Genomic DNA, 18,277 nt, shown 5'->3' on the forward strand with positions numbered 1-18,277 from the left:
CGACTCAGTCGAGGTCGGGATCGCGACCGGTCCGCTCCCCCGTGTCGAGGGTCGCGATGGCCTCGTGGTCGTCGGCGTCGAGCACGAAGTCGAAGACGTCGCCGTTCTCGCGGATGCGGTCGAGCGACACCGACTTGGGGAACACGACGAGGCCGCGATCGAGGTGCCAGCGCACGACCACCTGGGCCGGAGTCTTGCCGTAGCGCTCGGCGATGCGCGCGAGCTCGGGCTCGTCGAGCAGGCCGCCGCGTGCGAGCGGTGCCCACGACTCGGTGACGATCTCGTGCGCGGCGTGCCAGTCGACGAGCTCGTCCTGCGGGAAGCGCGGGTGCAGCTCGACCTGGTTCACGGCGGGGAGGACACCCGTCTCCTCGCGCAGACGCTCGAGGTGCGGCACGGAGAAGTTGCTGACGCCGATCGAGGTGGCGCGCCCCTCCTCCTGCAGGCGCTGCAGAGCCCGCCACGTGTCGACGTAGCGATCGGCGCTGGGAATGGGCCAGTGGATGAGGTACAGGTCGACGCGGTCGACGCCGAGCTTGGCCGCACTGGTGTCGAAGGCGCGGAGCGTCTCGTCGAAACCCTGGTCGTCGTTCCAGACCTTGGTGGTGACGAAGACGTCGTCGCGATTCAGGCCCGAGGCGCGCAGTCCCTCGCCCACCTCGGCCTCGTTGCCGTAGAGCGCCGCGGTGTCGATGTGGCGGTAGCCCATGGCGAGGGCGCCTTCGACGAGACCGGCGGTCGCGTCGGCGGGCACCTTGTAGGTTCCGACACCCAGCTGGGGAATGGTGGAACCGTCGGACAGGGACAGACGGGGAGCCGAGATCATGGCATCCACGCTACCGATGCCGGCGTCGCGTACGGTCGGCGTGCCCTCCGAAAGCCGGGGAGGAGGGGTCAGCGCGTCAGCGCGGCCACGGCGTCGTCGACCGATACCGTCTCGCGCTCGCCCGTGCGGCGGTCCCAGAGCTCGACCTGGCCCTCGGCCGCGCCGCGACCGACGATGAGGATGCGCGGGATGCCGACGAGCTCAGCGTCGCCGAACTTCACCCCGGGCGACACCTTCGGGCGGTCGTCGTAGAGCACGTCGAGGCCCGCGGCCTCGAGCTGGTCGGAGACGGATGCCGCGAGCTCGAACGCCACCGCGTCGCGGCCGGTGGCCACCACGTGCACGTCGAACGGGGCGACCGACGACGGCCAGATGAGGCCCTTCGCGTCGTTGTTGAGCTCGGCGATGATCGCGAGGATGCGGGTCACCCCGATGCCGTACGAGCCCATGGTGACGGTGGCGAGCTTGCCATTCTCGTCGAGCACCTTCAGGCCCAGGGCCTCGGCGTACTTGCGACCCAGCTGGAAGACGTGGCCGATCTCCATGCCGCGCGCGAGCTCCACGGGGCCGGAGCCGTCGGGGGCGGGGTCACCCTCGCGCACGGTCGAGACCTCGACGAAGCCGTCACCGACGAAATCGCGGCCGGCGACGAGCGAGTGCACGTGCTTCTGGTCGATGTTGGCGCCCGTGATCCACGCGGTGCCGTCGACCACGCGGGGGTCGAGGTAGTAGCGGATCTTCGTCGCCGACTCCTCGCCCAGCACCGCACCGGTGGGCGACCAGGGTCCGATGTAGCCCTTCACCAGCAGCGGGTTCTTCGCGAAGTCCGCCTCGGTGGCCGCCTCGACCTCGGCCGGAGCGAAGGCGACCTCGACGCGCTTGTCGTCGACGTCGCGGTCCCCCGGGAGGCCGACGACGACGAGCTCGCGCGTGCCGTCGAGGTGCGTGAGGGCGAGCACGACGTTCTTCAGCGTGTGCGCCGCGGTCCACTGGTTCGCCTCTGCCGTGGCGGGACCGGCGATCCCGGGAGCCGGGGCGTCGAGGTGCGCGTTCGAGTGGTCGACGAGGGTCGCGATCGTCGGGGTGTCCGGCGAGTCGAAGACGACCGGCTCGGGCTGCCCCTCGATGGGGAGGGCATCGGGAACGACCGTGGTGAACGCCTCGACGTTGGCCGCGTAGCCCCCGGCCGAGCGCACGAAGGTGTCCTCGCCGATCGGCGTCGGGTGGAGAAACTCCTCCGACTTCGACCCGCCCATCGCCCCCGCATCGGCCGCCACGATGACGTACTCGAGCCCCAGGCGGGTGAAGATGCGCTCGTAGGCGTCGCGCTGAGCCTGGTACGAGGCGTCGAGGCCAGCATCCGTCGCGTCGAACGAGTATGCGTCCTTCATCGTGAACTCACGACCGCGCAGGAGACCGGCACGGGGACGAGCCTCGTCGCGGTACTTGTCCTGGATCTGGTAGATCGTCAGGGGCAGGTCCTTGTACGACGAGTACAGATCCTTCACCAGCAGGGTGAACATCTCCTCGTGCGTCGGCGCGAGCAGATAATCGGCACCCTTGCGGTCCTGCAGGCGGAACAGCGCGTCGCCGTACTCCTCCCAGCGACCGGTGACCTCGTAGGGCTCACGCGGCAGCAGCGCCGGGAAGTGCACCTCGAAGGCACCCGCGTTCGCCATCTCCTCGCGGACGATCGTCTCGATCTTGGCCTTGACCTTCAGACCGAGCGGCAGCCACGCGAAGACGCCCGGGGCGTTGCGACGGATGTAGCCGGCGCGCACGAGCAGACGGTGGCTCGTGACCTCGGCATCCGAGGGATCTTCGCGAAGCGTGCGGAGGAAATAGTTCGACAGACGGGTGACCACGAGAGTCGAGTCTAGGGCGGTGGATGCCGAAGACCCGGCCTCTGGGCAACAGTCACGCCGCTCACCGTCCCTGGAACCAGAGAGATCACGCCGTGGGGTGGTCGAGCGGGATCCCCAGGTCAGCCGAGTTCTGTCAGGACAGCCTCGACCATGGCGCGCATCTGTGCATCATCGAGCCCGCGCCCGCGCACGTTCAGAACTCCACCGCGTGCAGCGGCATCCAGCTCAGAGGCAACATTGGGAGGGTTCTCCGGATAAAGCCATCCGGAGACGCCGCCAGCAAGAGGGAACGATTGTCGTCTGTCGTCGCCGGCGGCTGCGTCCTCGTCGAGCGTGCCGCCCGGCCAGAACGTCAGATCCATGGTGAAGAGCGTGCTGACGTCTTCGCTGTGTCCCGAGAAGCCGCACCATCCCGCGGCCCCATTCGAGGTCAACACGTCCCAGGCCTGCCCATGCGGGAAGTAATCGGTCTGGATGGGGCCGATGTCATCGCGCCCCAGCGCCTCTCGGACGGCGGGGAGAACCTCACTCTCGCAGTCGGGGATCGACCATGCGTCCGAGGACAGCGCACGTGCGATACCCGGCGTCTCAGCTGCACGCGGACCGATGTTCTGCACCGCAGCCGCGGCACCCTCCACGTCGTCGGATTCCGCGTTCACCCATGCATCGCCGTGGCGCTCGCTGTAGGAACAGACACTGCCGCCGACGCACGGGGGCACGAGTCCCACTTCCTGGCGAACGGAGTCAGGCACGGCCTCCCATGGCACGACAGTCATCGTCACCGGGACTCCCTCCCCGGCGGACACGGGAATCCATGTGCACGACACCCCCTCCGAGAACCCGGGCACCCCCGAGAAGATTCGTCCCTGGCTTCATCGGAACACCGAAGAACTCCGAGACAGTTTCGTCATCCAGCACGACGGAGCACTCGCCCCCGAAGGCAAGTGCCTGCAGTACGGTCGTCGGTGACATCGTCGGCGTCGGAGCCGATGTCGGGGTAGGTATCGGGATGGGGGTCGTCGTCGTGGTGACCGTCGGCGACGGCGTCGTCGCGATCTCCGGCGCGCTGAGCGTCGAGGTCACCGCCACTCCCCCGGCGATCGCGACCACCATCACCGCGGCCACCGAACCAGCGATCCACGCGTTGCGGTGCGCCCCGACGTGCTTGATGTCGTGGGCGCCGCCCACGATGCGGGCGCGCAGGGCCGCGCGCTCGGAGGGCGTCAGTTCGTCGTTCATGCCCGTGCCCCTTCCAGCGCGAGCTCGTCGCGCAACTTCGCTTTGGCGCGGGCGAGCCGCGATTTCACCGTTCCGGCCGGGATGCCGAGGGCTTGAGCGATCTCGCGCTCGGCGTAGCCCTCGAGCACCGACAGCACGACCACCGCCTGCTCGCGCTCGGGGAGGCGCTTGAGCGCCGAGAGCACCCCGCTGTCGTCGGCAGCGTCGCTCGACACCTGCTCGGCGACCGGGGCGCGGTCCAGCAGGGCGCGATAGCGCCGGCTCGACCGCTCCAGGTTCCGCGCGCTGTGCGCCACCGTCGTCAGCAGCCACGGCAGCGGAGACCCATCGACCAGACGCACCGAGGCGCGCTTGCGCCACAGTTCGAAGAAGGCCACGGTCACGGCATCCTTCGCATCCTCCCGATGACTCAGCAGCCGCGACGCATGGCGGAACAGCCGCGTCTCGTGCCGATCGAACAGCGCGGCGAGCGCGAGCTCGTCGCCTTGGCGTACCCGGTCCCACAGCCAGGCGTCGTCTTCATCCACACCCAGTAATGTCCGCGGGGGCGCCATCGGTTCCCTTTCCGGCGACGAAATGGATAACGAAACGGTGACGGTCCGCGAGGTTCGTGCCGCACGGCGACGCCACCGTCATCGGGCCGCAAGCTCAGATCGCCCGACGCCCCACGTGCAGCACCGCGCGTACGACGAGACCCGCGACCAAGGCCCAGAACGCGGCGCTCACCCCGAACACCGCGATCCCGGAGGCGGCCACGAGGAACGTCACCACGGCGGGCACCCGCTCACCGGGGTCGTCGATCGCCTGCTGGATCGCCGACCCGAACGCGCCGAAGAGCGCCACGCCCGCGACCGCCGGGATGACGCCCGCCGGGGCCAGCAGCACGATCGCGGCGAACGCCGCCGACAGGGCGCCGAGGACGAGGTAGGTGCCTCCGGCCGACACCCCCGCGACCCACCGCTTCTTCGGGTCGGGGTGCGCGTCGGGTCCCGCGGCGATCGCCGCGCTGATCGCGCCGAGGTTCATCGCGTGCCCGCCGAACCCGGCCGCGGCGGCCGAGCCGAGCCCGGTGACGAGCATCGCGGGGCGCCACGGGATCGTGTACCCGAGGCTGCGCATCACGGCGACTCCGGGCACGTTCTGCGACGCCATCGTCACCACGAACAGCGGCACCGCGATGCCCACGACCGCGCCGACCGTGAGAGAGGGGCGGTGAACTCCAGGCGCGGCAGCAGGGTCGCGGCATCCGCGTCCACCCCCGTACGGGCCAGCTCCACCCCGACCACCGCGATCGCGGCGACGAAGGCGAGCGGGACGGCCCAGCGGGGAAGGAACCGGGATGCCACGAGCCACACCAACAGCACGGGAGCCACACCCCACGGGTCGTTCACGAGGCCGACGAACGGCGCCACGCACAGCGGCAGCAGGACACCGGCGAGCATCGCCTGCGCGATCGAGGCCGGGATCCGCGCGATGAGCGCGCCGAGCGGGGGGAACAGCGCCGTGCAGAGGATCAGCGCGGCGGAGACGAGGAAGCCGCCGATCACCGCCGGCCACCCGCCGTCGATGGCGCCGGTGGCCGCCAACAGGGCGGCGCCGGGGGTCGACCAGGCGACGGTGATCGGTATGCGGTAGCGCCCGGCGAGCACGATGCAGCCGATGCCGATGACGAGCGTGATCGCGAGCAGGCCACTGGCCGCCTGGGCGGGAGTCGCCCCCACGGCACGCAGGCCCGTGAGCACGACGGCGAAGGTGCTGGTGAATCCGACGAGGGCGGTGACGACCCCGGCGACGAGCGGTCGGGCGAGCGAGGGCGGCGAGGTGTCGGCCATAGGCCCCCGAGGCTACCGGATGCGCAGAAGCCCTCCGTGCCCCGGCCGCGACCGGGTGCCCCCGGGGCTCACGGCGCTCCCGGGGCGGTCACCCCGCGGGCGCGGTGGGCGTCAGCGCAGCACGACGAGCGTGCCGAGAGGAAGCGCGGCGAGCGCCGCGACCGCGTCGGCACCGATCCGCACGCAGCCGTGCGAGATCGCCCCGTCGCGCTCGTCCGCGTAGTGGATGCCGATGAGTCCCCCGTCGTGACCGCCGAAGGGCTCGTCGGCGGCGGCCGAGTGCAGCGACGTCAGGTGGATCGGCTGGTCGCCGGTCCCCTGCGACGGGTCGACGTAGCGCGCCTCGAGGTACCCGACCACGCCGGTCGGCGTGGGCGTGCCGTCGGCACCGACGGCGGCGGGGAACGTCGCCTGCACGGTGCCGTCGACGGCGACGATCGACACGGACCGCTGCGCCACCGACACCTCGACGCGAGACGTCGGGCCGGTCGTCTTCGCCAACGACGTCAGCGGGGCCCAGGCCGCGGTCTGCGCCGCCGCGGGCTGACCCGCCGGCGCAGCCGACGGGAGCGTGCGACGGGCGGGCGTCAGCACGAGCGCCCATGACCCCTCGATGCGGACCACGACGACGGGAGTGGCCTCCCCCAAGAAGTCGCGCGCGGCCAGACGCGCGACGGGACCGCCGCTGCCGCCCGCGCGTCCCGTGCCGTCGGCGTCGCCGAAGAGGGGCAGGTCGGATGCCGTCGAGTAAACGTCGGCGTGCGCGGGCACGGCCGTGTCGGCGACGAGAAGCCCGCCGATCACCGCGTCGTAGCGCGCCTCGGGCAACGCCGACAGTGCGCCGGCGTCGACCGCGGGCACCGGGCGAGGCGACGCGGCGGTCGCGGGCGTCGGGGAGGACGAGGGCGTGGGATCGGCTGCCGGGACCGAGGGGGCGGCGGGAGCCAGCGCCCACGCGGCGATCACCGCGACGACGGCCGCAGCCGCCGTCGCGGTGATCGTGACGAGCGCCAGGCGCCGACGAGCGGGGCTCGTCGTCATCCGCTCACCAGGGGCAGGCGCACGCCGGTGACCGTGACCGCGAGCGGTCCCGCAACGACGGCGCCCGTGGCATCCAGGAGCGTGATCGTGTGCGCACCGGCCGGGGTCGAGGCGGGGATCGTGACGGTCGTGGCGAAGACGCCGTTCGCATCGGCGGCGATGGTCGCGATCGTCACCGGGTCGCTGTGCAGCTGCACCGTGAGCGGCTGACCGGCGGCGAAACCCGAGCCCGCGATCTGCAGCTGGCCACCGGCGGCGACGGTCGTGCCGTTCGGAGCGGTCAGCGCGGGCGTCGTGCTCGTCGAGCCGCTCGGGGCGGGGAGCACCTGGGCCGCGCCGCCGACGCCGAGCACCGTGACGGTGGCGTCGGCGTTGACCTGCACCTTGGCCGACATCGCGGCGGCGAGGTTGAGACGCTGCCACGAGCCGTTGCCGCCGGACGTCTGATCGAGCGGGTAGCCCGAGTCGATCTGGGTCTGCGCGAGGATCGACGTGCGCTGCGCGTCGGTCAGCTGCGGGAACGCGGTCAGCAGCAGGTTCGACGCGCCCGCCGGCACGGCCGCCGGCTGACCGGCGGTGCCCGTGCGAGCGAAGCCGTAGGTGAGGCGTTCGGTGTACACCGACACGGCCGAGGCGCGGTCGGTGACCTTCTGCGCCGTCCCGCCGGGCATGGCCTTCCCGCCGTAGGGGTCGTTCTGGTACGGCGTCTCGGCGGCGATGCACGCGGCGAGGGTGCTTCCGCACTGCTGCTGCAGGTACGTCGTCAGCTCTTGGCGGGCGGGCTGCAGCACGCCGGTGCGGTAGGCGTCGTCCGACCAGCGGGCGGCGAGAGCGGCCTCGCCGTCGATGCGTCCGCCGACGACGTCGAGCGGGTAATGCACACCGAGCACGATGCGGTTGTTGCCGTTCTCGGACGCCCGCGCGAGCACCTCGGGCCCCAGTTCGGGGACGAGGGTCGCGAGGGTGATGCCGGCCTGATAGGCGGTGGTCGTGTGACCGGACGGGAACGAGCCACCCTTGCAGATGCCCGGCTGACCGTACGCGGCGTCGAGGGGCACGTCGTTGGGCGAGAACTGGTGCGTGGTGTCGGTGACCGGTGCGACACGGCCGATGAGCAGGTTGCCGTTCGCGTCGGCCCATGCCGTTCCCTGGCGCATGGCCTTCAGCGACGAGGCGTTGTTCACGCTGGGCGCGCAGGCGGCGTTGTCGCCCGAGACGGCCGTCGCGTTCGGATCGGTCATGACGAAGGGGCGCGCGTAGCTGAACGTGTTCTTCGCCGTGCTCGTCGACACGTAGGCGCCCGACGACCCGTTCGAGCTGTTGATGAGGGCCTGCGTCAGCGGCAGGGCACCCGAGTTGAGACCGTTGACGTAGATCGCGCCGAGCGACGAGCCGAGACCTCCCGAGACGGTGAAGGACTGGTCGTAGGCGGTCTTGGCGTTGTTGTTGTACTCGGAGTCCTGCAGAGCGCGGAACTGCTGCGCGGCGGTGGCGTTGTTATTGATCCACACCGTCAGCCGGTCGTTGTAGGCCAGCACCGTCGGGTTCACCACCGTGCCGCTGAAGTCGCCCTGACCGCTGGGCGTCCAGAAGTCGCGGTAGCCGCTGAGCAGCGCGACGAGATCGGGCTTGGCGCTGTCGCTGGGGTAGCTCGCCGCGTTCGCCGAGAGCGGCGCCGCGGTGCCGGCGACGACGAGCGCGCCGGCGATGGCGATGCGCCACGCCGTGCGGAGCCTGTGGGTGCGTGATTCCATGCGTGATGCGCCGCGGGGTGCGCGGCGTCTCCTCTCCGACCGTCCGATGGGATCGGCCGCGACGCGTCGCCGCGACCGGATCAGACGGTAGGCCCGCTCCGTGAGCATCGGTGGTTCGCCCGCCGCCGAGATGTCGAACGGCCGGTGTCACCCACGTGAACGAATGCTGTGGGCAGGCGATGAGAGCCCGGTGGGCCAGCGACGACGCGCGAGGCTCAGGCCGTGATGACCTGCGCGGTGCCGGTGGCGGCGTCGGGGCCCATCTCGGCGGCGAGGCGGTTGGCCTCGGCGATGAGCGTTGCGACGATCTCGCTCTCGGGAACGGTCTTGACGACCTCGCCCTTGACGAAGATCTGGCCCTTGCCGTTGCCGGATGCCACACCCAGGTCGGCGTCGCGCGCTTCGCCGGGTCCGTTGACGACGCAGCCCATGACGGCGACGCGCAACGGCACGGTCATGTCCTTGAGGCCCTCGGTGACGTCGTCGGCGAGGGTGTAGACGTCGACCTGCGCACGGCCGCACGAGGGGCACGAGACGATCTCGAGCTTGCGCTCGCGCAGGTTCAGCGACTGCAGGATCTGATGGCCGACCTTGACCTCTTCGGCGGGGGGCGCCGACAGCGAGACGCGGATGGTGTCGCCGATGCCCTCCGACAGCAGGATGCCGAACGCCGTGGCGCTCTTGATCGTGCCCTGGAACGCGGGGCCGGCCTCGGTGACGCCGAGGTGCAGGGGCCAGTCGCCCCGTTCGGCGAGCAGGCGGTACGCCTTGACCATGACGATCGGGTCGTTGTGCTTGACCGAGATCTTGAAGTCGTGGAAGTCGTGCTCCTCGAACAGCGAGGCTTCCCACACGGCGCTCTCGACGAGTGCCTCGGGGGTGGCCTTGCCGTACTTCTCGAGCAGGCGGCGGTCGAGCGAACCCGCGTTGACGCCGATGCGCAGCGAGACGCCCGCATCCTTGGCGGCCTTGGCGATCGCGCCGACCTGGTCGTCGAACTTGCGGATGTTGCCCGGGTTCACGCGCACCGCGCCGCAGCCGGCGTCGATCGCCTGGAACACGTACTTCGGCTGGAAGTGGATGTCGGCGATGACCGGGATCTGGCTCTTCTTCGCGATGATGTGCAGCACGTCGGCGTCGTCCTGCGACGGCACGGCAACGCGCACGATCTCGCAGCCGGACGCCGTCAGCTCGGCGATCTGCTGCAGGGTGGCGTTGATGTTGGTCGTGGGCGTCGTGGTCATCGACTGGACGCTCACCGGGGCGTCGCCGCCCACGAGGACCTTGCCCACGCGGATCTGGCGGGTCTTGCGACGGGGCGCGAGGGTCTCCGGCACGCGGGGCATTCCGAGGTTCACAGCAGGCACGCGATCAGCCTACGCCGCCCGCACCGCACGGTGCCTGAACCGGCGCCGAAAGGCTGCTGTGGTAGGTTCGGCGCCATGCGCGCTCACACATCCTGGTGGCTCACCGTTTAGGCGGTGCGCACGCATGCAACAGACCGCCCTCCCCCTGGGGAATCCGGGCGGTCTTCGTGTTTTCGGCGGCCGCATCGGACCTCGTTCAGCACAGACGGAAAGACTTCTCGATGACCGGGCTCGACCCCTCCTCCCCTTTCACGGACCTCGCCGCAGGCTCCGCCCCCTTCGCCCTCATCGCCCGTGACGAGGCGACCGTCGAGGTCCTCACGGGAGACGTGGTCGACGTGGACCTCCTCGCCGACATCCCCCTGACGGATGCCGAGGGCCGCGCCCGCGAGGTGCTCGCCCTCGTTCCCTACCGCCAGGTGCGCGAGCGCGGCTTCGTCTGCCACGACGACGGAGCACCGCTGCGCTGCCTGGTGATCGACGACCGTGTCTCCGTGCCGCGGGCGGAGGCCCTGGCATCCCTCCCCTCCTCGCCCGTGCCCCTTGCCGACGCCGGCTTCGACATCACCGACGAGGACTACGCCGCCATCGTGCGCCGCGTCATCGCGGACGAGATCGGTCGCGGCGAGGGTGCGAACTTCGTGATCCGTCGCGACTTTGTCGCCGGCGTCGACGTCGACCCGCGCATCGCCGCGCTCACGTGGTTCCGGGCTCTTCTCGAGCACGAGAAGGGCGCGTACTGGACCTTCGCCGTCGTCGCGGCCGATCACATCGCGGTGGGAGCGAGCCCCGAGGCGCACGTGAGCGCCAAGGACGGCATCGTCACGATGAACCCGATCTCGGGCACCTTCCGCCACCCGGCGGGCGGGGCGACGTCCGAGACGCTCGCCGAGTTCCTGCGCTCGACCAAAGAGACCGAGGAGCTCTTCATGGTCGTCGACGAGGAGCTCAAGATGATGAGCGCCGTCTGCAGCGACGGTGGCCGCATCACCGGCCCGCACCTCAAAGAGATGTCGCGCCTCACGCACACCGAGTACATGCTGCGCGGCTCGAGCGATCTCGACCCGCGCGACATCCTCCGCGAGACGATGTTCGCCCCCACGGTCACCGGCTCCCCCATGCAGAACGCGTGCACCGTGATCGCCCGGCACGAGACACAGCCGCGCGGCTACTACTCCGGTGTCGCCGCCCTGTTCACCCCGAACGGCTCGACCGAGGGGCCCACGCACGATCTCGACGCGCCGATCCTCATCCGCACGGCCTATCTGGTCGACGGACGCCTGCGCGTTCCGGTCGGGGCCACGCTCGTGCGCCACTCCGACCCCGACGGCGAGGTGGGCGAGACCCACGGCAAGGCCGCCGGCGTGCTCGGCGCGATCGGTGCGGTCCCTCGAAGCGTCCCCGCGGTTCCCGAGGGGGCGGATGCCGATGCCCCCGCCGCCCCGCAACGACCGCTCGCCGAGGATCCCGCGATCGCCGAACTGCTGGCATCGCGCAACGATCGCCTGGCGCCCTTCTGGATGAACCCGCAGGACCCCGACGGGTCGGGCCCTTTCGCGGGCCGCACGGCGCTCGTGGTGGATGCCGAGGACCGCTTCACGACGATGCTCGCGCACCAGCTGCGGCACCTGGGACTCGACACCCGTATCGTGCACTGGTCGCAGGCGTCGGACGACGAGGTCGATGCCGCCGACCTCGTGATCTCGGGCCCCGGCCCCGGTGACCCGCGCGACGACAGCCCGCGCATGTCCGCGATGCGCCACGTCGTCTCCCGCCGCCTCTTCCGCCACGCTCCGCTTCTCGCGGTCTGCCTGAGCCACCAGATCCTCGCCGACCAGTTCGGCATCGATCTCGCCCCTCTCGCGCAGCCGCACCAGGGCCTGCAGAAGAGCGTCGACGTCTTCGGCGAGGACGCCTCGATCGGGTTCTACAACACGTTCACGGCGCGCGTGGCGCCGGGAACGACCGAGCGCGAGATCGTTGTCGAGTCGATCACCGTGCGCGGGGAGTCGACGGGCGCTCCCCTCCCCGTCCCGGAGGGTCGCATCGAGATCCCGGCCGAGGTCGCGGCCGACCCCGAGACCGGCGACGTCTACGCCCTCCGCGGCCCCGCGTTCGCGAGCGTGCAGGGGCACCTCGAGTCGATCCTGTCGCGCGACGGCATGCGGACCCTCGAACGCCTGATCGCGCACGCGCTCTGACCCGCGGCCTTTCGGCGGGCTCACGCCCTTCCCACGGGGAGGGTGTGAGCCCGCCGCTCCCCGGGCGCGGCTAGAGCAGCTGCACCGGGTTGAAGATGTCGGCGAGGAACAGCACCCCGCCCGTCGCCACGAGCAGGATCACGACGACGAAGGTCACCGGAACGAGCTTCGTGGCATCCACGGGACGAGCGACCTTGCCGCGCAGACGCGCGATCTGTCGCTTGATGCCGTCCCACAGCGCCACGACGACGTGACCGCCGTCGAGCGGGAGAAGCGGGATGAGGTTGAAGACGAACAGGGCGATGTTCAGGCCGCCCAGCAGCGTGATCATCGTCTGCACGCGGTCGAGGATCGGCGCGTCGACCGCGGCGATGTCGCCGGCGAGACGGCCGGCGCCGACCACGCTCATGGGGCTGTTCGCGTCGCGCGGCTGGCCGTTGAGGGTGTCGACGGCCACGTCGTAGATGCGCACGGGGAACTGCGACACGATCTGCGCGACCGAGCCGATGTACTGCCCCGTCGCCGCAAGGCTCGTCCCGATCGGTTGGCGGACCAGGGCGCTCTGCGGGCTGATGCCCGCGAATCCGACGGTCTGGTACTCGGTGGCGCCCGCGGCGTCGACCACGGGACGACCGTTCGCGTCGGTGACCGCGCGGTCGGTCGTCGCGGGCGTGAACTCCACGGTGCGCTGCGTGCCGTCGCGGTCGATGACGACCGAGAGCTGCTTACCGGGTGAGCGCTGGATGATCGCGGCGGCCTCGGCGAACGTCGAGACGGGGGTCCCGTCGATCGAGACGAACTCGTCACCGGGTTGGATGCCGGCGGCGGCCGCCGGAGCGACGGGATCGCTGGGGGTGCAGTCGGTGCGCCCCTCGCTCGCGGGGATGACGCACTGCGAGACCGAGGCGACAGTGGTGGTGCCCTGCTGGATGCCGATACCGCTCAGCGCGATCGTGAAGAGCACCACCGCGAGCACGAGATTCATGATCGGGCCGCCGAGCATGACGATGATGCGTTTGTAGACGGGCAGCTTGTAGAAGACCCGATCGTCGGCGGCGATCAGGGTCTCGGCGTTCGCGTCGCGAGCGTCCTGGACCATCGTCGCGAAGAAGCGCGAGCGCTTGGTTCCGGGCTTGGCGTCCTCGGGTGCGGGCGGGTACATGCCGGCCATCGAGATGAAGCCGCCGAGCGGCAGCACCTTCAGGCCGTACTCCGTCTCGCCGATCCGCTTCGACCAGAGGGTCGGCCCGAAACCGATCATGTACTGGCCGACGCGCACGCCGAAGAGCTTGGCGGGCAGGAGATGCCCGACCTCGTGCAGCGCGATCGAGACGGCCAGGCCGAGCACGAGCACGATGACGCCGATGAGGAACGCGATCGCAGTCACCCGCCGACGATACCGCCGCGCGCCTTTGAACCGCCCGTGCAGCCTCGATGCGGTGTCTGTGCGATGCCGGATGAGACAATGGATCCGATGTCCTCCGCCGCCCCCTCGAACCTGCCGCCCGTCCTCCGCCCGGAGAACCCGCCGCGCCGCGACCTCGCCGAACTCGCCCGACGCTACGGCGTCCGCACCGTGGGCGACGTCGACGGCACCACCCTCACCGGCATCACGCTGGCCACCGCCGATCTCCGCGCCGGCGAGGCTTTCGTCGCCATCCGCGGGGTGAACCGCCACGGGGCGGAGTTCGCCCCCATCGCCGCCGAGCGTGGCGCCGTCGCGGTCATCACCGACGACGCGGGGGCGGAGATCGCCGGCCCGGCGGGTCTTCCGATCGTGGTCGTCGACGACCCCCGCGCGCTCCTCGGCGATCTGTCGGCGTGGGTCTACGGAACCGGGCCAGACGACGCACTCCCCCAATTGCTGGCGACCACGGGCACCAACGGAAAGACGAGCGTCTCGCACCTGCTCGAGGGGATCCTCGGTCAGCTCGGCGTCGTCACCGGCTTGTCCTCGACCGCCGAGCGTCACATCGCGGGCGAGGTCATCGTCTCGCGCCTCACCACTCCAGAGGCCTCCGAGTTCCACGCCCTCCTCGCCCTCATGCGCGAGCGCGGCGTGCAGGCGGTCGCGGTCGAGGTGAGCGCGCAGGCTCTCACCCGCCACCGGGTCGACGGTCTCGTCTTCGATGTCGCGGGCTTCACGAACCTCACCCACGACCACCTCGACGACTACGCCGACATGCGCGAGTACTTCGAGGCGAAGCTCCCCCTGTTCCGCCCCGACCGCGCGCGTCGCGGCGTCGTCTGCCTCGACTCGGCATCCGGCGCCGAGATCGCCGCGCGCGCCGAGATCCCCGTCGTCACCATCGCCACCCCGGCGATCAGCGAGAACGCGGCCGCTGCGGCATCCGCCGACTGGACCGTCGAGATCGTCGACGAGCGCCAGGAAGGCACCGAGTTCACCCTCAGCGACGGCAAAGGCCGTTCCCTCACCACCGTCGTTCCCGTCATCGGTCGGCATATGGCCGCCAACTCGGGCCTCGCCATCGTCATGCTGCTCGAGACCGGGTACACCTGGGAGCACCTCTACAGCACCCTCGACGGCTCGCACATCGAGGCTTCGCTGCCCGGTCGTACCCAGCTCGTCTCGGGCACCGAGGGTCCCGCGGTCTACGTGGACTTCGGCCACTCCCCCGACGCGTTCGAGAAGACCCTCGCCGCGGTCCGACGCGTGACGCCCGGCAAGGTGGTCATGGTGTTCGGCGCCGACGGCGACCGCGACGCCACCAAACGTCACGACATGGGCCGCACGGCCGTCGAAGGCAGTGACATCCTCGTCGTCACCGACCACCACCCCCGTCACGAGAACCCGGACACCATCCGTGAGGTGCTCGTCGAGGGGGCGCGACGCGCTCGGCCCGACGCCGAGATCCTCGAATTCACCCCGCCGGAGCGCGCGATCCTCGAGGCCGTGAAGCTGGTCGGAGACGGCGACGCGATCCTGTGGGCCGGTCCCGGTCACCAGGACTACCGGGATATCCGCGGCGTGCGCACCCCGTACTCGGCGCGAGAGCTGTCGCGTCGTGCGCTGCGTGCAGCCGGCTGGCCCGTGCCCGACCCGCAGTGGCCCGTGCCGTACCCGGCCGACAGCACTCCGTCGTCGGACCCCGAGCGCCCGGTCGACTTCCCGGCCTGAGCCGGCCGACCGCCCGCTCGGGACTCAGCGCGCCGCGATGATCTCGTCGGCGGTGCGCCGCGCCCAGGTCTCGGCTTCGGCGAGCGACTCGCGCGTGAGCTTCGTCGGCGGCTCGTGGCGGTCCACCACGCGCTCGATCAGCTCGACGATCTCGAGGAAGCTCAGCCGGCCCTCGTGGAACGCGTCCACGGCCTGCTCGTTGGCCGCGTTGAACACGGCGGGATAGGTGGCGCCCGCGCGTCCGACCTTCTTGGCCAGGGGCCACCGATCCGAACGCCTTCTCGTCGAGCGGCTCGAAGGTCCACTGCGAGGCGCGCGTCCAATCGAGCGGAACGCCCACGCCGGCGATGCGATGCGGCCAGTCGAGGCCGAGCGAGATCGGCAGACGCATGTCGGGCGGCGACGCCTGCGCGATGGTCGAGCCGTCGACGAACTCGACCATCGAGTGCACGATCGACTGCGGGTGCACGGTCACCGCGATCCGGTCGTACGGCACGTCGAAGAGCAGGTGCGCCTCGATCACCTCAAGGCCCTTGTTGACGAGAGTGGCGGAGTTCGTCGTGACCACACGGCCCATGTCCCACGTGGGGTGAGCGAGGGCCTCCGCGGGGGTGACGTTCTGCAGCTCGTCGCGCGAGCGTCCGCGGAAGGGGCCTCCGGATGCCGTGAGCACGAGCCGGCGCACTTCACCGTCGTGACCGGAGCGCAGCGCCTGAGCGATCGCGGAGTGCTCGGAGTCCACCGGGACGATCTGCCCCTCGGCGGCGAGCGCGGTGACGAGCTCGCCGCCGACGATCAACGACTCTTTGTTGGCGAGGGCGAGGGGGCGCCCCGCCTCGAGGGCGGCGATGGTGGGACCGAGTCCGACCGACCCGGTGATGCCGTTGAGCACCACGTCGGCCTCGACGTCGCGGACGAGCTGCTCGGCCTCGACGGCGCCGAGGGCGGTGTGCTCGACGCCGAAGGCCAGGGCCTGCGCCTCGACGCCGGCACGGTCGGTGCCGGCGGCGAGGCCGACGACCTCGAAGCGATCGGCGTTGTCGGCGATGACGTCGAGCGCCTGCGTGCCGATCGAACCGGTGGAACCGAGGATGAGGACGCGGCGCATGCCCTCAGCCTAGTTAGCCCGCCATGTTGGCGTGCTGCACGCCCAGGATGTCGACGACGAAGAACAGGGTCGAGTTGGCCGGGATGTCGCCCTGCGCCTTGTCGCCGTAGCCCGCGGCGGGCGGGATGACGACGACGACCTGCGAGCCGACGGTCTGCCCCTCGAGGGCCTGCCTGAAGCCGTCGACGACCTGGTCGGTCTGGAACTGCGCCGGAGTGCCGCGCTGCCAGCTCGAGTCGAAGACCTGCCCGCTGTCGTAGAGGGCGCCGGTGTACTGCACGATGACCTGGTCACCGGCGTTGACCGTTTCGCCCGCTCCCTGGCGCAGGTTCTCGATGCGCACGTCGGTGGGAGCCGGAGCGGTGGGCTTGGGCAGCATCTGCTTGCCGTCGGCGTCGGTCGTGGTCGTGGGGGCGCCGTTGTCGTCGAAAGTCACCGTCGGCATGCCGTCGACGGGGGCGACCTCGGTGCCCTCGGCGCGGGTCGGCAGCTCCGAGATGGCGTCGGCGACCATGACGAAGGCGGGTGAGCCCTCACCGAGCGTGCCGGCGGGGAACGACGAGACGGTGCGCGACCCGATCGGCGCGCACTCGAGAGCGGCCCCGAAGATCTGCTGCGAAGAGACGAGCGTGTCCATGCCGCTCGGCTCGGTGTCGAGAGTCTGGAGCTGAACGGCGCCCGAGGCGGTGTCGATCAGCGTGAAGTTGGCCTTGAGGACATCGCCCGCCTTGACCTGCTGGCCCGTGCCCTCGACGAGGGTCGTGCGCTGCAGGGCGGTGGGGTTGTACCCGTCCGGCAGAGTCACGGTGACCTTGCTCTGGAAATCGCCCGAGACGACGAGACCGTCGGGAGCGGGCGCGTCGGCGAGCGCGCTCTGGCACTGCCCCGCGTCCGCCGACCCGCTCGCGTCGGGCGTCGACGTCTCGTCGGGCGAGCCGGAGCACCCGGCCAGCAGCAGGGCAGCGGCGGCGGCAACGGACAGGGAAGCGATCGGGCGGAAGCGCACGGGTGACCTCTCGAGGAAAGACAGAGAACCCTCATCTTCGCGCATCCGGCTTTGCCGCGGCTGAGAGGCCGGTGCGCGCGCGTTCGCGCGTACACGCGCGCACCATGCACGCCCGGGCATGCGGCGGCGAGTAGCCTCGTCGAGTGAGTTCCGACCTGCCCGCCGAGACCCCCGCGACCGTGCCGGAACAGATGGGCGCGACCTACCGCCTCGGACGCCTGCTGATCGCTCCCCTGGCGCGCGCCGTCTATCGACCGCGCATCGAGGGGCGAGAGAACGTCCCCCGGACCGGTCCCGTGATCTTCGCGAGCAATCATCTGTCGTTCATCGACTCGATCGCCATCCCGGTCGCCGCTCCCCGCCCCGTGCACTTCATGGCGAAGTCCGCGTACTTCGAGAAGTGGGCGTCGCGCCAGTTCTTCACCGCGATCGGTGCGATACCCGTCGAGCGCGGCGCCGGCCAGAAGGCCCTCGACGCCCTCGACCAGCAGCGAGCGCTCCTCGACGACGGCCGGGCCGTCGCTCTCTACCCCGAGGGCACGCGCTCCCTCGACGGCCGCCTCTACAAGGGCCGCACCGGGGTCGCCTTCCTCGCCCTGCAGACCGGCGCCCCGGTCGTCCCGGTCGGTCTCATCGGCACCGACAAGGTCATGCCGGTCGGTGCGAAGATCCCGACGACCAAGGAGCGCATCACGGTGCGTTTCGGCACGCCCCTCGACCTCTCCCCGCACGGTGCCGCCTCCTCGGGCCGCGCGCGTCGCGGTGCCACCGACGAGATCATGGCCGCGATCCACGCTCTGAGCGAGCAGGAGCTCGCGAACGCCTACAACGAGGCACCCGCGCAGAACCCGATCGAGCGCATCAGGCAGGTACTGCCGCACGAGCGCCTCTGAGACGCG

The 18,277-nt window shown here is 70.8% G+C and carries 13 protein-coding genes and 2 pseudogenes; 3 read left to right on the forward strand and 12 right to left on the reverse strand.

All coding sequences use genetic code 11. From position 1 onward, the window contains the following. Positions 1-4: 4 nt before the first annotated feature. From QE454_RS16640 to ispG, 9 genes and pseudogenes are all read right to left on the reverse strand, one after another. A complete protein-coding gene (locus QE454_RS16640; protein WP_307459517.1) occupies positions 5-826 on the reverse strand; it encodes an aldo/keto reductase in 822 nt (273 codons plus the stop codon). A 68-nt stretch (positions 827-894) separates the two neighbouring features. Then, complete coding sequence (locus QE454_RS16645; protein WP_210071938.1) at positions 895-2,691, reverse strand: proline--tRNA ligase; 1,797 nt, start codon at positions 2,689-2,691, stop codon at positions 895-897. Positions 2,692-2,810: 119 nt separating this feature from the next. Further along, complete coding sequence (locus tag QE454_RS16650) at positions 2,811-3,473, reverse strand: hypothetical protein (protein ID WP_309668772.1); 663 nt, start codon at positions 3,471-3,473, stop codon at positions 2,811-2,813. Next, positions 3,436-3,930, reverse strand: a complete 495-nt coding sequence (locus tag QE454_RS16655) for a hypothetical protein (RefSeq protein ID WP_309668773.1) — start codon at positions 3,928-3,930, stop codon at positions 3,436-3,438. Before QE454_RS16655 ends, QE454_RS16650 begins: the two co-directional genes overlap by 38 nt. Further along, positions 3,927-4,457: an RNA polymerase sigma factor gene (locus QE454_RS16660; protein WP_210071940.1), complete on the reverse strand. Its 531-nt coding sequence runs from the start codon at positions 4,455-4,457 to the stop codon at positions 3,927-3,929. The genes QE454_RS16655 and QE454_RS16660 overlap by 4 nt, the downstream gene beginning before the upstream one ends. 121 nt (positions 4,458-4,578) lie before the next feature. Beyond that, positions 4,579-5,762 (reverse strand): annotated as a pseudogene (locus tag QE454_RS16665) (benzoate/H(+) symporter BenE family transporter). 111 nt (positions 5,763-5,873) lie between these two features. After that, positions 5,874-6,803, reverse strand: coding sequence for a L,D-transpeptidase (locus tag QE454_RS16670; RefSeq protein ID WP_307459503.1), 930 nt, complete (start codon positions 6,801-6,803; stop codon positions 5,874-5,876). Beyond that, positions 6,800-8,557: a phosphatase PAP2 family protein gene (locus QE454_RS16675; RefSeq protein WP_307459500.1), complete on the reverse strand. Its 1,758-nt coding sequence runs from the start codon at positions 8,555-8,557 to the stop codon at positions 6,800-6,802. Before QE454_RS16675 ends, QE454_RS16670 begins: the two co-directional genes overlap by 4 nt. A 215-nt stretch (positions 8,558-8,772) precedes the next feature. Beyond that, positions 8,773-9,903: a flavodoxin-dependent (E)-4-hydroxy-3-methylbut-2-enyl-diphosphate synthase gene (gene ispG, locus QE454_RS16680; protein ID WP_056228466.1), complete on the reverse strand. Its 1,131-nt coding sequence runs from the start codon at positions 9,901-9,903 to the stop codon at positions 8,773-8,775. A 242-nt stretch (positions 9,904-10,145) separates the two neighbouring features. On the opposite strand from ispG, the gene QE454_RS16685 reads away from it, so the two are divergent. Then, positions 10,146-12,125 (forward strand): chorismate-binding protein, encoded by a 1,980-nt coding sequence (locus QE454_RS16685; RefSeq protein ID WP_307459497.1) that lies wholly within the window; start codon positions 10,146-10,148, stop codon positions 12,123-12,125. 70 nt (positions 12,126-12,195) lie between these two features. On the opposite strand, the gene QE454_RS16690 is transcribed toward QE454_RS16685, so the two are convergent. Further along, positions 12,196-13,512: an RIP metalloprotease gene (locus QE454_RS16690; RefSeq protein WP_210071945.1), complete on the reverse strand. Its 1,317-nt coding sequence runs from the start codon at positions 13,510-13,512 to the stop codon at positions 12,196-12,198. A gap of 87 nt (positions 13,513-13,599) precedes the next feature. Here QE454_RS16690 and QE454_RS16695 point away from each other — a divergent pair, with 87 nt between their 5' ends. Next, positions 13,600-15,264 (forward strand): Mur ligase family protein, encoded by a 1,665-nt coding sequence (locus tag QE454_RS16695; protein WP_307459491.1) that lies wholly within the window; start codon positions 13,600-13,602, stop codon positions 15,262-15,264. Between the two features lie 24 nt (positions 15,265-15,288). Here QE454_RS16695 and dxr read toward each other — a convergent pair. Further along, positions 15,289-16,372, reverse strand: a pseudogene (gene dxr, locus QE454_RS16700) (1-deoxy-D-xylulose-5-phosphate reductoisomerase). A 13-nt stretch (positions 16,373-16,385) separates the two neighbouring features. After that, entirely contained in the window at positions 16,386-17,378 is a 993-nt protein-coding gene (locus QE454_RS16705; RefSeq protein WP_210071948.1) for an FKBP-type peptidyl-prolyl cis-trans isomerase, read from the reverse strand. A gap of 191 nt (positions 17,379-17,569) precedes the next feature. Between QE454_RS16705 and QE454_RS16710 the strand changes: the two genes are divergently transcribed. Further along, positions 17,570-18,271: a 1-acyl-sn-glycerol-3-phosphate acyltransferase gene (locus QE454_RS16710; RefSeq protein ID WP_267789383.1), complete on the forward strand. Its 702-nt coding sequence runs from the start codon at positions 17,570-17,572 to the stop codon at positions 18,269-18,271. The last annotated feature ends 6 nt before the right edge of the window (positions 18,272-18,277 follow it).

It is taken from the genome of Microbacterium sp. SORGH_AS_0454 (genome assembly GCF_031453395.1).
Lineage (GTDB): Bacteria > Actinomycetota > Actinomycetes > Actinomycetales > Microbacteriaceae > Microbacterium.